A 14636-nucleotide genomic window follows, 5' to 3' on the forward strand; every position below is an offset into this window, starting at 1 on the left:
AACCAGACTCACTCTTGATGGGGCGTATAATACGCTTGCACTTCGTTCCGATATATCTAATTATTTAAAACAAACGTTCAGAATTACTTAACGGTGGGGTATGGCAAGTCACATTTCTCTTAAACAACTGAAAGTGTTTACGACGATCACGCAGCACAAAACGCTCACAGCGGCTTCTGATAGTCTCTTTTTATCGAAAGCCGCAGTGAGCATGGCACTCTCAGAATTAGAAAAGCAGATCGGCCATCACTTATTTGATCGTGTTAATAACCGACTGATTTTGAACCAAGAAGGTCAAAAACTACTGCCACTGGCGGATGAATTACTCAACCGAGCCAAGGACATCGAGAGCATTTTCGATGGTGACCAAGCGCTATCGGGCCAACTTCGCATTGGTGCCAGCGACACCATTGGCAACCAAGTCGCGCCCTATTTGCTTAGCGAATTTCGTCAGCAAACGAACCATCGTTCTCAAAGTCTGTTCATTTCTAACTCCGCACAAATCTGCGACATGCTGACCGATTACGAGTTAGACATAGCCCTCATTGAAGGCAAAACACTTCACCCTAAATTGCAGTCTACCCAGTTTAGCGAAGATGAAATGTGCGTGATTTGCGCGCCCAATTCCCCAGCCGCGCACGAAGGGCCAGTAAACTTAACCGAGCTAGAAAACAGTGAATGGATATTGCGAGAGGCAGGCTCTGGTTCACGCGAATTTTTTATGCGCGTTGTCGCGCCGCGCTTGGAACATTGGCATGAAGCTTTTCAGCTCAATACCACCGAAGCGTTGATCAACTCAGTATCGGCAGGGTTAGGCTTGGGCTGTTTGTCACGTTTGTCTGCAGAACCTGCTATTCGTGACGGCCGCGTAAAACTGCTCGACATGCCTTTAGATATGAAACGTCGCTTCTGGTTACTGGTTCATAAAGAGAAATATCAAAGCCCATTGCTCAAAACGTTTATCGAATTTTGCCAAGATTGGGAACGACCAACAAACCTTCCTTTGGCGGACAAATCCGCAAAGTGAAACCAAGATAGTTTAAATGCTAGTCAGTTAGTTGTACGTGTCTCTCATTCTGAGGCTTGTCGCTAGACTTGATTGGTCAAAAACTGTATAAAAAGCCAGTATCAATACACCAAATTAGGGGACCAACCATGGCTGTAATCGTCAAGTACGTGGTAGAACGCAATGGAGAAGAGAAAATGACTTTTACCTCTAAAGCGGAAGCTGACGCATACGACAAAATGCTGGATATGGCAGACGAGTTATTCTCACTGCTGGGTAAAAGTGAACTTCTAGAAGACGAAGGTAAGCAAGAAGATCTTGCAATGTTCCTTGCGCAAAACAAAGAAGAAGTGCTTTACGCTCTTGGTGCAAAACGTAAACCTGCACCAAAAAAAGCAAAGAAGCTTGAAGCTGTTGAAGAAGATAGCGAGCAAGAAGACGCTGCATAAGCCTATCATTTGTTTAGAAAAAACGTCGCATTATGCGGCGTTTTTTATTCCTTCCGTTTATCTCCATATATCTCTGAGAATATAAAGAACCGATTTAATATCCCAAATTGCTCTAAATTTCATGTTGCAGATTAGTGTGACTTAGATCTAGTCTAAATGGGTTCGGTGATGGGGTACCACCGGAATCGAAAGATTCGAACCGCTGTTAAAGCTAATGACTCCTACAGAAACGAAAACAGGTCAGCCCTGTTGGAAGTGCTTTCGCTTATGTTGTGAAAGCAAGAGTTCTGTAGTGAGCAATTCAACTCTTCTCCAACCCCGCTCCTGTTTTCTCAAAAAATAAAAATACACTGGGAAAACACTATGCAATACTCACACGAAATCCAATCAATGTGCCCGATTCAACGCGGCGATCTTCATGTATCTGCACCGATCCCTGTTGAAGGCGCAATGATCAATCCAAAAGACGTTATCGCGATTTCTGGTCTTAGCCACGGCGTTGGCGCTTGTGCTCCTCAACAAGGTGCAGCAAAACTGACTCTTAACGTCAAAAACGGCATCATCGAAGAAGCTTTGATCGAAACGATCGGCTGTTCAGGCATGACTCAATCAGCCGCGATGGCCGCAGAAATCCTAACTGGCAAAACCATTCTTGAAGCACTGAATACCGACTTGGTATGTGATGCTATTAACGTCGCGATGCGCGAAATCTTCCTTCAATTTGTTTACGGTCGTACTCAATCTGCTTTCTCTGAAGGCGGCTTGGAAATTGGTGCGGCACTGGAAGACCTTGGTCAAACTCAACGTAGCCAAGTGGGTACTAGTTACTCAACTAAAGCAAAAGGCGTGCGTTACATGGAGTTGGCTGAAGGCTACGTAACAAAACTCGCGCTAGACGAAAACAAAGAAGTGATTGGTTACCAATATCTCAACCTAGGCAAGATGATGAAAGCCATCAACGAAGGCGTATCTGCAGCAGAAGCAGCAGAAAAAGCAACGGGCACTTACGGTCGTTTTGACGAAGCCGTAACGACCATTAACCCACGCCAACAATAATTGCCACCAAGAGGAAAGAGATTATGAACACTCCAATTACTGAATCTGTACGTCGCACATTAGACGAAATGCAACTTTCTTCTCTGGAAGCGGCTTACCAATGCTGTATGGATCGTGGTATCGACCCTAAAGCACTAGTGATGGACACTCAACCTATCGCGTTTGAAAGCGCGGCAGATGCCTACACACTGGGCACCGCTTTGGCGATTTTCCGCGGAGCAAAAACAGCAGAAGAAGCAGCAAACATCATCGGTGAAGGTCTTCAGGCGTGCACTAAACCCGGCAGCGTGGCAGAGCAACGCCAAGTGGGTATCGGTCACGAGTCATTCGCAGCGGCAGAAGGCGCAATCAAAATCGCACTAAACGTGAACAAATCACGCAAAAATCCGTTGAAAGTGATCCTGAATGGTTTAGGTAAAGACGCCGCTTACCTAATCTCACGCATCAATGGTTTCACTTACGTACGCACTCAATACAACTACCAAACTGGTGAGTTAGTGGAAGTAGAACGTCGCCGTTTCTCCCAAGGTCCACGTGGTGAGATCCTTTGCTACGGTGCAGACGATGTACGTGAAGGCGTGGCTATCATGCATAAAGAACAAGTGGATGTGAGCATCACTGGTAACTCAACCAACCCGACTCGCTTCCAACACCCAGTAGCAGGCATCTACAAAGCAGAACGTAACCATGAAGGCATGCCTTACTTCTCTGTGGCATCAGGAGGTGGTACTGGTCGTACTCTACACCCAGATAACGTGGCGGCAGGTCCTGCCTCTTACGGTATGACCGATACCATGGGTCGCATGCACGCTGATGCTCAGTTCGCGGGTAGCTCTTCTGTACCAGCGCACGTTGCAATGATGGGCTTCATCGGCATGGGTAACAACCCAATGGTAGGGGCAACGGTTGCACTTGCCGTAGCCGTCGGTGAACTTAGCCTTTAAGCCGATTTAATCGCTTTCTATCCAAAGCGATTAAATCCAACAAACCCAGTGTAGGGGGAGTGACTTCGGTCCTCCCCTTATTTTTTGCTGCGCCCCTTTTCCAACTTCACTTTGTCTTTACCCCAAATCGGTCTGAGAAGGCTTTTGCGACACATTTCTCATCAGACAAACATATCTCTAAAAAGACAAAAGGTATCCATCTACGGACTTTCTCCATTTCCCCTCTTTAAACTCCCCAACACTCTCTTTATGATGACTGACAACTTAATTATTTCTTGTCAGTGAACAGACGAGACACAAGACTCAACACATGGAGATCAACTATGGCTTTCTTCTCTCTAGCCTTTGGTACGGCAACTAAAAATCGCGACGGCAAAATCATCGAAGCGTTTTTCCCAAACCCAGTTCTTAACCCAAGCGAAGCGCTTGTTAACGCACTAGCAGCAGTAGCAGGTTACGAGCAAGGCAACCAAGCTATCGAGATCTCTGCAGCACAAAGCGCAGAACTGGCAGCAGCATTTGAAGCAAACGGCGATGCTGCAAACGCATCTTTCGCAGCAAAAGCAGCAGAATCAGCACAACCACTTGTACTGGTTATCCTTGCAACTGACGAGCAGCCACAAAGCGTTGCTGAAGGCTTCCTAAAACTTCAACTTATCTCTAACCGCCTAGTTCAACCGCACGGCACGGTACTGGATGGCATCTTCGGTCTACTACACAACATCGCATGGACTAACGAAGGTCCAATCGATCTACCTGAACTAGCAGAGCGTCAAATCGAAGCTCGCCTAGCGGGTCGTGCACTAAGCGTAGATTGCGTAGACAAGTTCCCTAAAATGGTGGACTACGTGGTACCAACTGGCGTTCGTATCGCTGACACTTCTCGCGTACGTCTTGGCGCACACGTTGGCGAAGGCACAACGGTAATGCACGAAGGCTTCATCAACTTCAACGCAGGTACAACTGGCGTGAGCATGGTTGAAGGTCGTATCTCTGCTGGCGTAGTGGTTGGTAACGGCTCTGACATCGGCGGCGGCGCATCTATCATGGGTACGCTATCTGGCGGCGGTAAAGTTGTAGTTTCTATCGGTGAAAACTCTCTACTAGGCGCGAACGCAGGTCTTGGCTTCCCAATGGGTGACCGTTGTACTATCGAATCAGGTCTGTACGTAACTGCTGGTTCTAAAGTACGCATGCTAGATTCTGACGGTCAAGAAGTCGAAGTGGTGAAAGCACGCGATCTTGCTGGTGTTTCTGACCTACTGTTCCGTCGTAACTCTGTAACAGGTCAAATTGAGTGTCTTGCAAACAAGAGCGCGGTTGAACTGAACAGCGAACTGCATAAAAACAACTAATAAATAGTTAAGAAAAATCCCCCAGCAGGAAACTGTTGGGGGATTTTTTAGCTTAAGTCAAAATGCGTGATTACTGATTTAAAAAGCTGACCGCTTTATCTGGGAAATCAGTAAACAAACCATCCACTTTTACTTGGTTGTAGTACACATCCATCATGCCTTCAAAGCTGTCAGTGTACGCTGGAATGCGTCCTGGATCGGCGCGGAACGTGTATGGATGCACTTGCAAGCCAGCGTCTTTTGCAGCCTTCATCAACGGCTTGATGATGATATTGTCTTTGGTTGACTTATCATCCACCAGCATCGGCTTCCAAGGTCCAATTCCTTCCGCGTAACTCGCTACTTTCTTCATTCCGTCGGCTTCGAACATCCAGTCATAACTGTATGGTGTTGCCTTGTCGCCTTTGTACACCATAGTTTCGTTCCAGTCCGTGTAAGCCATAAGCTGAACGAGCTTTAAGTCCATGTCCATTGCAGGCATGAGTTCACTGTTGATGCGTTGAAGTTCATTCGCATCAAAACACTGAAGGTAGACTTTGTCGTCTTGAGAGCCGTAACCGTACTGCTTCAAGACTTTAAGTACTGCTTTAGAAATGTCCTTACCTTCATGACGATGGAACCAAGGCGCTTTAATTTCTGGGTAAATACCGATGTCATAACCCAGCGTTTTGTTTAAGCCTTGGATCAGCTCAATCTCTTCAGCAAACGTCGGCACGGTGAAATCAGATTTCCACATAGGGAATCGGGTTGGATAGCCCGCTACTTTGTTGCCTTTGTCATCGATATTAAAGCCTTCAGTTACTCGCAAGGATTTGATTTCCGCCAGAGTGAAATCAATCGCGTAATAACGACCATCTTTACGTGCACGATCAGGAAAACGCTCCGCAACATCCGTTACGCGATCGAGATAATGGTCATGCAACACGACCAACTGGTCATCTTTCGTCATTACCACATCTTGCTCTATGTAGTCAGGTTTCATTGCGTAAGCAAGTGCTTTGGCTTCTAGCGTGTGCTCAGGCAAGTAGCCCGATGCGCCACGGTGCGCAATGACAAGCGGCTTTGCAATCGCACCAGCAGAGAGGCTAAGTGCTAAAAAAGTAAGACATACTGACTTTGTTTTCATTGTTATTTCCTTGATAAAGCGAAGAGGCAGTATTCCACTGCCTCTTTAAACAAATATTACGCTAGCGCTTCCTTCTCGCGCTCTTTTTGCTCGTGGTGCGCACGCTCACCTAAGAAGGCGTACATCAAACACACGATAGAAGTAATACAAGAACCCACTAAGATGATAAAGCCACCATCCCAGCCAAAGTGGTCTACGGTGTAGCCCAAAATCGCGTTTGCGGCAACTGCCCCACCCAGGTATCCAAACAAACCAGTAAGACCAGCGGCAGTACCTGCGGCTTTCTTCGGAGCGAGTTCAAGTGCGTACAAACCGATCAGCATAACCGGACCATAGATTAGGAAACCAATTGCAATAAGCGCCATCATATCTACTGTTGGGTTGCCCGCAGGGTTAAACCAATAAACCATCACTGCAACTGTCACTAGCACCATAAATAAGATACCAGCAGGTGCACGACGACCTTTGAACAATTTGTCAGAGATCCAGCCACACAATAGTGTTCCGGGAATGCCAGCCCATTCGTATAAGAAATAAGCCCATGACGATTTATCTACCGAGAAATCCTTCGCTTCTTTTAGGTAAACAGGTGCCCAGTCCAGTACGCCGTAACGAATTAGGTAAACAAATGCGTTTGCAATTGCAATCGACCAAAGAAGTTTGTTGTTGAAGACGTATTTGAAGAAGATTTCCTTCGCTGTCATTTCTTGTTCATGGGACTTGTCATAGTCATCTGGGTAATCGTCTTTGTATTCTTCAATAGGAGGCAGACCACAAGACTGAGGGGTATCGCGAACCGTCATCCAAACAAACACAGCAACCAACGTGGCGAAAAATGCAGGAACATAAAATGCAGTGCGCCAATCATCGTTAAATGCCCATAGGCCAAGAATAAATAGTGGACCAATCAAACCGCCACCCACGTTGTGCGCCACGTTCCAAACCGAAACGATCTCACCACGCTCTTTACGTGACCACCAGTGCACCATGGTTCGGCCACAAGCAGGCCACCCCATCCCTTGGAACCAACCGTTCAAGAAAAGCAAAATGAACATCGCAGTGACGCTACCAGTCGCCCATGGCATAAAGCCAAAGCAAAACATCACTAATGCAGACATCAATAGGCCGCCACTAAGGAAATAGCGAGGGTTGGAGCGGTCTGAAACGCTGCCCATTAGAAACTTAGAGAGACCATATGCAATGGAAACAGCTGCCAAGGCGACACCTAAGTCTCCGCGGCTAAAGCCTTGCTCGATAAGATAAGGCATCGCCAAACTGAAGTTTTTACGAACTAGATAGTAACCGGCGTAGCCAACAAAGATACCGATAAAGAGTTGCCAACGGAGGCGAGAGTAGGTGCTATCGATGCTGCCAGGGGACAGACGATCAATGTGCGCCTTAGGTTTGAATATTCCAAACATAGGAACCTCATTATTTTGTATGCGATGGTAAAAACACAAAAGGAGCGAACGAAACAAAATAAATCTTCGTTCGAAAGTTCATGAATTGTATGGAGTTAGGATTTTATTTCTGTGACAAATGTTGCACATGGATTAAATATAAGTAAATACAGTAAATTATATGAGCATTAATTAGATCATCGTTCAACTTTACTCAAGATTCGTTAATATGAAACTGATATTCAAACCTCTCACTTGAGCATTCCAATTCGAAACCTTTGAAACAAAGGCTCGAATTAGAACATAAACTAACCGTAAAAAGGGCGATTTACGCCTGCCCTACTCGCTCCGAACCAACTAATAACTAAAAAGCTGAAAAACGATCACGTTTAGCATCAAACGAAATAAAAAAAACAATTTTTATTTGAATACAAGCCGAAGCAATGATTCACAAACACAAGACATTAACAGCGTTTATTCTCTTCTCAACTCATCCTATTGGTATCAATGGGATGACGATTTTTTCTAAAAGTCCAAACATGACAGCGTATTTTTTTATATCACTGCTAGCCCTTGATACATTTGACATTCTCCTACTCCTTTAGGGTTAACTGCTACACAAGTTCTGTGTAATAAATCTCCAAGCACGTAGCAGCTTCACAAAACTCCTCTTACCAGTTGTGCATTCTTTTTCACATCGGTAATTTGAGCGCTCTCAACACTGACCTCGTGACAAATAAATTATTTTCGTTGTGTTCTTTTCCGGTTAAAAGATGCGCCATTTAACAAAAACGAAGACTTTGATTAACAAATTTATGCTCAAACGCTCATTTTTAACGCTCGTTTGTTTTCGCAAACGTTTATATATGCACAATAGTATCGTGCTAGACAGGCAAAAATGATCAAAGGACTTTTAACATGACAACGAACAAACACCCCTCTCTGCTCGGAGAATGTTTGGCCGAGTTTATCGGTACAGGACTACTTATTTTCTTCGGCGTAGGCTGTGTTGCAGCCTTAGTTCTAACAGGCGCATCATTTGGACAATGGGAAATCAGTATTGTATGGGGCTTCGGTGTCGCCATCGCTATTTACTGTACGGCTGGCGTCTCTGGTGCACACATCAACCCTGCCGTTACCATCGCACTTGCTATGTTCCATGGTTTTGATAAGGCGAAAGTGGTGCCATACATTATCGCTCAAATGCTTGGGGCATTCTGTTCTGCTGCATTGGTATACAGCTTATACAGCAACCTTTTCACCGACTACGAAATCGCTCATAACTTCGTTCGCAGCAGCCAAGATGCACTAGCAACTGCTGGTATCTTCTCGACTTATCCGCATGCCTCTCTCTCTTTCTTTGGTGCTTTTGCTGTGGAATTCGTTATCACTGCTGTACTGATGTTTGCGATTCTGGCTCTGGGCGATGAAAATAACGGCGCGGCACGTGGCGCAATGAACCCTCTATTGATCGGTATTTTGATTGCCGTCATCGGTGGTTCACTTGGCCCACTAACAGGCTTTGCTATGAACCCTGCTCGTGACTTTGGACCGAAGCTGTTCGCTTACTTCGCAGGTTGGGATTACGCTCTGACAGGTGCTAAAGACATTCCTTACTTTATCGTGCCTTTACTTGCTCCGATTGCAGGTGCGTGTTTTGGTGGTTGGTTGTATCCAAAAGCGATTGCCGCTTACCTTCCACAACAAGGCCACGGTTGTACGATTCCAAACCAATGTGAGACGGAAGAAGAAACAGAAGAAGCTAGAGCTTAAAACTGACGTAACTCGAACATTTACTAAAATATAAATAACGAAACAAAAGGATTCTTACCATGACTGAGCAAAAATACATTGTTGCCCTAGACCAAGGTACAACAAGCTCTCGCGCTGTGATTCTTGATCATGATGCGAACATCGTAAGCGTCGCGCAACGCGAATTTACTCAGATTTATCCAGAAGCTGGTTGGGTTGAACATGATCCAATGGAGATCTGGGCAACACAAAGCTCTACCTTAGTAGAAGCTCTAGCTAAGTCTGGCATCCGTAGCGACCAATTAGCGGCTATCGGTATTACTAACCAGCGTGAAACGACCATCGTCTGGAACAAAGAAACCGGTAAACCCGTTTACAATGCGATCGTATGGCAATGTCGCCGTACTGCTGATATCTGTGAAGATTTAAAAGCACGCGGTCTCGAAAACTATGTACGTGACAACACTGGTTTGGTGCTTGACCCTTACTTCTCCGGTACCAAAGTTAAATGGATTCTGGACAATGTTGAAGGCGCACGAGAAGACGCAGAAGCAGGTAAGCTGTTGTTTGGTACTGTCGATACTTGGTTAGTTTGGAAGATGACTCAAGGTCGCGTTCACGTAACCGACTACACTAACGCATCGCGTACCATGCTGTTTAACATCAACGATCTATGTTGGGATCAAAAAATGTTAGATGAGCTTGGCATCCCAGCATCTATGATGCCAGAAGTGAAGCGCTCATCGGAAATTTACGGTAAAACCAACATCGGTGGTAAAGGCGGTACTCGTATTCCTATTTCTGGAATCGCAGGTGACCAACAAGCGGCGCTTTACGGCCAAATGTGTGTGGAAGCTGGCCAAGCGAAAAACACTTACGGTACGGGTTGTTTCTTGCTAATGAATACGGGCCAAGAAAAAGTCACTTCGACACATGGTCTTCTAACAACTTTGGCTTGTGGTCCTGCAGGCGAACCAGCTTATGCACTTGAAGGTGCCGTATTCATGGGTGGAGCTTCTATCCAATGGCTACGCGATGAATTGAAAATCCTAAACGGTGCAGAAGACTCTGAATACTTCGCGACAAAAGTGGATACATCAAACGGCGTTTATGTCGTGCCTGCATTTACTGGTTTAGGCGCTCCATACTGGGATGCCTACGCACGTGGCACGATTGTCGGCCTTACTCGCGGTGTGAATTCAAACCATATCATCCGTGCAACATTGGAAGGCATCGCTTATCAAACTCGTGACGTACTGGATGCGATGCAAGCTGACTCAGGCATTAAGCTTGCGAACCTTCGAGTCGATGGTGGTGCAGTAGCGAACAACTTCCTAATGCAATTCCAATCCGATGTATTGAACACAGAAGTACACCGCCCTCAAGTAACTGAGGTTACCGCTCTTGGTGCAGCCTACCTTGCCGGCCTTGCCGTTGGTTACTGGGATAGCATTGATGAGTTGCAGAATAAAGCGGTACTTGATCGCACCTTTGAGCCACACGATGATGAAGAAAAACGCAATCGTCGTTACAAGGGTTGGAAACGTGCAGTGAAATGTGCACAAACCTGGTCTGAACTTCACGACGAAGAAGATTAATCTCATCTCCATAAGAAAAAAAGAGCGCCATTTGTGCGCTCTTTTTGCGCTTTATCCCCGATTCCTGAACTCGCTTACTTCTCACAACGAGCAAATTCGAGCACAATAGAGCTTCGAATTTGAAGCATTGGCCGTTACCAATGCACAAGGGAGTGGTAAGTGAAGCAAATACCTCGACACCAGCAGATTGTTGAGCTGGTGAAAAAACAAGGCTATGTCAGCACGGATGAGTTGGTAGAAAGATTCAATGTCAGCCCACAAACCATCCGACGCGATCTCAATGAACTCGCCGATGACAACAAAATTCGTCGTTATCACGGTGGAGCCACTATTCCTCTCAGTTCTGAAAACACATCTTACAACACGCGTAAAGCGCTCAACTTCAATGAAAAAGATGTCATTGCAGACGAGGTAGTCAAACACATTCCAGATGGTGCCACACTATTCATCGATATCGGCACCACACCAGAAGCAGTTGCGCGAGCGCTCAATAAAAACCATAAACAGTTGCGTGTTGTCACCAACAACATCAATGTTGCGACCATTCTTTTCCCTAACCCTGAAATCAAAGTCATCTTAGCGGGTGGAGAAGTCCGCAGCAGAGACGGCGGTATTGTTGGCGAGGCTACCCTCGATTTCGTTAAACAGTTCCGTCTCGACTTTGGCATTCTCGGCATTAGCGGTATCGACTTCGATGGCTCGCTATTAGACTTTGATTACCACGAAGTCCGGGTCAAACAAGCGATCATTGACAATAGCCGTAGTGTATTTCTTGCCGTAGACCACACCAAGTTCGGGCGCAATGCTATGGTAAAACTAGGCAATATTGCACAGCTCAACATGATCTTTACCAATAAGCAGCCACCAGAAGAAATCTTGTCAATTTTGAAGGAAGCTTCTATCCCACTTGAAGTGGTTGAAGCTAACGAATCAAACTCCGAAAACGAGTAACGTCAATCGTATAACTCCCCCTCAAATGACCTCTGTCTTAATTAGACAGAGGTTTTTTTGTGTCTAAATCACACAAAACGCTCACAAACGAAAATAATAGATGATCACAAACGAAAGCTGAGCTAGGATTATATTATGTTCTAAAATGCTCGTTCGCTCACCAAGGGGTCAAATTTATGAGTATACAAAATAATGCTTCCACTACTAGCTCATCCACTACCTTAGACTTGATCGTAATCGGTGGCGGCATTAACGGAGCTGGTATTGCAGCAGACGCAGCTGGCCGAGGTTTGAGTGTTGGCTTATACGAAGCAAATGACTTCGCATCTGCGACTTCTTCAGCAAGTTCTAAACTGATACACGGCGGTTTACGCTACCTTGAACACTACGAGTTTCGTTTAGTTTCGGAAGCGCTCGCAGAGCGTGAGGTTATTCTTCGTAAAGCACCACACGTCGCACTACCAATGCGTTTCCGTTTACCGCATCGCCCATTCCTACGCCCAGCTTGGATGATTCGTTGTGGCCTTTTCCTTTACGATAATTTGGGTAAACGTACGACGCTGCAAGGCAGTAAAACTGTCAACCTTGCGAAATCTGGCTTGCTAAAACCAGAGATGAAAACGGGTTTCGAATACTCTGACTGTTGGGTTGATGATGCACGTTTAGTATTACTGAACGTTCTTGCGGCTCGCGAAAACCATGCTGAAGTGCGTAACTACTGCCGCGTGGAAAAAGCACACCGTGAAGGTGGTATCTGGCATGTTACTATTCACGATGTGATGACAGACCAACGTTTCGAACGTAAAGCGAAAGCGTTAGTCAATGCTGCGGGGCCTTGGGTAAAACAGTTCTTTGATGATGGATTAGAGCAAGCCTCTCCTCGTAACATTCGCTTAATCAAAGGCTCGCACATCGTTGTTCCTCGTATCCACAACGAACCGCAAGCCTACATTCTTCAAAACAAAGACAATCGCATCGTATTTATGATTCCTTACTTAGATAAGTTCTCAATCATTGGTACAACAGATGTGGAATACAAAGGTGACCCACGTGAAGTGTCGATCTCAGATGACGAAGTCGATTACCTCATTGATATCGTAAACCAACACTTTGTCCACCAGTTGACTCGCGAAGATGTAGTTTGGACATACAGCGGTGTTCGTCCTTTATGTGACGATGAATCTGACTCTCCGCAAGCAATCACACGAGACTACACGCTAGAGCTCGATGCGGAATACGACCATGCACCTCTGCTTTCTGTTTTTGGTGGTAAGTTAACGACCTACCGTAAGTTAGGTGAAGCAGCAATGAAGAAACTTGCTCCGTTCCTACCTGAAATGGGTAAAGACTGGACGGCCAACCAAACCCTTCCTGGTGGTAACTTCAGCTGTAGTCGTGAACAATTAGCGAAACAAATTCATGCTAAATACACTTGGGCGCCAGAAGCATTGATTCTTCGTTATGTCACTCAGTTTGGTACCCAAACGTGGAACTTAATGGAAGGTACAACAAGTGAAGCTGACTTAGGACAAACGTTCTCGACACAAGCCGGTGGTGTTTACCAACGTGAGATCGATTACTTAATGAACCATGAAATGGCAATGACCGATGAAGACATTTTATGGCGCCGTACTAAGCTTGGTCTTTACATGAACGAGGAAGAAAAACAGGCCTTAACGGACTATTTAAAGAAAAAGCTACAACAGAAAGTGGTTAATCTTTCTCAAGTTGGCTAACAGCTCCCCTCCCTCCCCCCACAATAAAGCCTGCTTAGTTGCAGGCTTTTTGTTTTGTTGTTTAAGCACAACACCTTGGTGCGCTCCACTCGATTGCAAATAAGAACAACTATTCATAGACATTTGGCATTAAATACAATCATACTCATTTGAAAAATAATGCATCAATGACTTCAGAGTACCGTACTCAGAGCATTGCCTCTGTATGGCAATGCAATTCTCGCGAAAGAAGTATCTTGAGGTTATTTTGGTATCGGCTCAAACAAGGAAAAGAAAATGGGTTTTATGATTGAACATTGGGACTTCTCAACCCCAGAAGCAACTCAACAATCCACCACGGCAGAGCAAATTCAAGCTAAGCATTGGTACCATTGCGAACGGCTGCATCCTGATATTCGTGGTTGGCTGGAGCAAAACCAAGTACCTCGAGCTACGGTTGATCATCTATTAGCCGACGAAAGCCGACCATCTTTCCATCCTTTGGATGACGAGAACTTCATGTTGATTTTACGAGGCGTCAATATGAACGGCAATGCATCACCAGAAGATATGCTTAGTATTCGAATTCTCTACTTTCAAGGCGCACTCATTTCAACTCGTAAAATTCCATCACGCGCGATCATGGAGATTCGCCAAGCATTAGCGGAACACAAAGGCCCAAAAAGTCTTGCCAGTTTACTTCATCAGATCATTGAAGGATTAAACAGTAAAATAGACATTTACCTTGATACGATTGAAGAAACACTAAACCAGTTCGACGTGAATGATGAGTCGACGTACAAACATATGGCGACTCAAAAAGCACTGATTTCTATCAAGCGTTTTATTCGCCCTCAGCAGTACGCTATCCGTGATCTTGTGGAGTCAGAATCAGAATTGATTGCTTTGAGACCTCATCAATATCGCTTCGCACACAATAATATTACGCGCATAAATGAAACACTTGAGTTTTATCTTGGAGAAGTGGCGCTTTTCCAAGAAGAGATCAAACATCATCGTGATGAGAAAACCAATAAAAACAGTTACCTGTTTACTTTGGTAGCAACGATTTTTCTACCAACCAGCTTCTTAACAGGTTTACTCGGTATCAATGTTGGTGGAATGCCAGGCGTGGATTCCACCATGGCATTCACCTGGTTCTGCATCGCCTTAATTGTCATTTTTGGTCTAGAGTGGTGGCTATTTAAACGCTTGGGGCTCACGAATAAAGCGGACGACGAAGACGAATAAACACTAAACCTATAAAGAACAAAAACCAAAAGA

12 protein-coding genes and 1 riboswitch are annotated in these 14636 nt (G+C 45.3%); of the genes, 10 read left to right on the forward strand and 2 right to left on the reverse strand.

Annotation, left to right across the window (positions count from 1 at the left end):
* Positions 1 to 100: 100 nt before the first annotated feature.
* The 5 genes from R7035_RS09830 (at position 101) to dapD (ending at position 4810) form a co-directional block, all read left to right on the forward strand.
* Positions 101 to 1027 carry a LysR substrate-binding domain-containing protein gene (locus tag R7035_RS09830; RefSeq protein ID WP_262651762.1) on the forward strand — a complete coding sequence of 309 codons (927 nt, stop codon included), beginning with the start codon at positions 101 to 103 and terminating at the stop codon, positions 1025 to 1027.
* Between the two features lie 128 nt (positions 1028 to 1155).
* Entirely contained in the window at positions 1156 to 1455 is a 300-nt protein-coding gene (locus tag R7035_RS09835; protein WP_005380208.1) for a YebG family protein, read from the forward strand.
* Between the two features lie 155 nt (positions 1456 to 1610).
* A riboswitch (Fluoride riboswitch) is annotated at positions 1611 to 1686 on the forward strand.
* Positions 1687 to 1818: 132 nt separating this feature from the next.
* Positions 1819 to 2511, forward strand: coding sequence for an iron-sulfur cluster assembly scaffold protein (locus tag R7035_RS09840; RefSeq protein ID WP_262651760.1), 693 nt, complete (start codon positions 1819 to 1821; stop codon positions 2509 to 2511).
* Positions 2512 to 2534: 23 nt separating this feature from the next.
* Positions 2535 to 3455, forward strand: a complete 921-nt coding sequence (locus tag R7035_RS09845; protein WP_318146114.1) for a GGGtGRT protein — start codon at positions 2535 to 2537, stop codon at positions 3453 to 3455.
* Between the two features lie 323 nt (positions 3456 to 3778).
* Positions 3779 to 4810, forward strand: coding sequence for a 2,3,4,5-tetrahydropyridine-2,6-dicarboxylate N-succinyltransferase (gene dapD / locus R7035_RS09850; RefSeq protein WP_025768219.1), 1032 nt, complete (start codon positions 3779 to 3781; stop codon positions 4808 to 4810).
* Between the two features lie 70 nt (positions 4811 to 4880).
* Here the strand turns inward: dapD and glpQ are convergent, their stop codons facing one another.
* Both glpQ and glpT read right to left on the reverse strand, forming a co-directional pair.
* Positions 4881 to 5936 (reverse strand): glycerophosphodiester phosphodiesterase, encoded by a 1056-nt coding sequence (gene glpQ, locus R7035_RS09855; RefSeq protein WP_025768218.1) that lies wholly within the window; start codon positions 5934 to 5936, stop codon positions 4881 to 4883.
* 56 nt (positions 5937 to 5992) lie between these two features.
* Positions 5993 to 7357 (reverse strand): glycerol-3-phosphate transporter, encoded by a 1365-nt coding sequence (gene glpT, locus R7035_RS09860; RefSeq protein WP_005380199.1) that lies wholly within the window; start codon positions 7355 to 7357, stop codon positions 5993 to 5995.
* Between the two features lie 897 nt (positions 7358 to 8254).
* Between glpT and R7035_RS09865 the strand changes: the two genes are divergently transcribed.
* The 5 genes from R7035_RS09865 (at position 8255) to R7035_RS09885 (ending at position 14603) form a co-directional block, all read left to right on the forward strand.
* The gene (locus R7035_RS09865) at positions 8255 to 9109 is read left to right on the forward strand and encodes an MIP/aquaporin family protein (RefSeq protein WP_005380195.1); all 855 of its coding nucleotides are present in this window, start codon (positions 8255 to 8257) and stop codon (positions 9107 to 9109) included.
* Between the two features lie 59 nt (positions 9110 to 9168).
* Entirely contained in the window at positions 9169 to 10686 is a 1518-nt protein-coding gene (gene glpK / locus R7035_RS09870) for a glycerol kinase GlpK (RefSeq protein WP_005380193.1), read from the forward strand.
* Positions 10687 to 10845: 159 nt separating this feature from the next.
* Positions 10846 to 11637, forward strand: coding sequence for a DeoR/GlpR family transcriptional regulator (locus tag R7035_RS09875; protein ID WP_005380192.1), 792 nt, complete (start codon positions 10846 to 10848; stop codon positions 11635 to 11637).
* Between the two features lie 176 nt (positions 11638 to 11813).
* Positions 11814 to 13373, forward strand: a complete 1560-nt coding sequence (glpD, locus tag R7035_RS09880; protein ID WP_033905559.1) for a glycerol-3-phosphate dehydrogenase — start codon at positions 11814 to 11816, stop codon at positions 13371 to 13373.
* A 276-nt stretch (positions 13374 to 13649) separates the two neighbouring features.
* The gene (locus R7035_RS09885; RefSeq protein ID WP_005380188.1) at positions 13650 to 14603 is read left to right on the forward strand and encodes a CorA family divalent cation transporter; all 954 of its coding nucleotides are present in this window, start codon (positions 13650 to 13652) and stop codon (positions 14601 to 14603) included.
* The last annotated feature ends 33 nt before the right edge of the window (positions 14604 to 14636 follow it).

Source organism: Vibrio sp. 1731, assembly GCF_033339955.1.
Taxonomy (GTDB): Bacteria; Pseudomonadota; Gammaproteobacteria; order Enterobacterales; family Vibrionaceae; genus Vibrio; species Vibrio alginolyticus.